The organism is Methylocystis suflitae (assembly GCF_024448135.1).
Taxonomy (GTDB): domain Bacteria; phylum Pseudomonadota; class Alphaproteobacteria; order Rhizobiales; family Beijerinckiaceae; genus Methylocystis; species Methylocystis suflitae.
Map to the genome: position 1 here is coordinate 1 of NZ_JAMRYX010000024.1, position 788 is coordinate 788.

General features: G+C 68.8%; 1 protein-coding gene. It reads right to left on the reverse strand.

Annotation, left to right across the window (positions count from 1 at the left end; all coding sequences use genetic code 11):
* On the reverse strand, positions 1 to 722 hold a 722-nt coding region (locus NEI07_RS01800; protein WP_256032318.1), incomplete at its 3' end, for a hydantoinase/oxoprolinase family protein.
* Positions 723 to 788: the final 66 nt, after the last annotated feature.

The window sequence follows — 788 nt, forward strand, 5'->3', positions numbered from 1 at the left end:
AGCCGCGCGCGCGACGCCGCAACCGTCTTCGGGCGACCGTCCGCCGTCGGCAAAAGGTCGGCTTCGGTTTCGGCTTCGGGGAGATCGCCGAGCACGCGCCGCACGTCGGCCATCGACGCGAAGGCTTCGTTGACGAGCGGCGTCCACCGTCCGGCGATCGGCGCGCGCGCCGCATAGGCCTGAGGCGCGCCGCGTGAAAATCCGGCATAGGCGAGTTCGCCATAAGCGAGGCGCTCAGCGTCGCTCGCCCCGCGCGCCGCGACGCGTTTGGCGCAAATCGGCGCAAGGTCCGTCGTCGTCGATCCAATGTCGATGAATAGCGCCTCGGCGCAATGGCGCGCGACGAATTCAGCCGAGGCGCGCCAATTGGCCGAAGCCACGGCGTCGACATTGGCGCCGACCTCGTCGCGGCTGATGACGCCGCGTTCGCCGGCGTAAAAAAGAATGTCAGGAACGCCGATCTCGCGCGCGGCGATGGCGGCGACCGTAACGACGCCGCGCGATCTGCTTTCGAACGCGTCGGAGAGTTCCGCCGTCATTGTGACGTGATGGCGCTCCGCCTCGCCCAGCGCCGCGCGCGCGGCGCGTAGCGCCTGCTCCAGGCTGGCGACGCTTTCGTGAGGGGCGCAGGCGATCTGCACAACCGCCGTGAGGCGCCCGTCATCCGCGCGCGCCGCCTTGATATGAGCGCCGCCGATATCCCAGCCGATGACCGCCGCCATCCGCCTCTCCCAAAAAGAAAAAGGGGAGCCGCGCGGCTCCCCTTCAAATTCGAAGTTGTTGCGCGG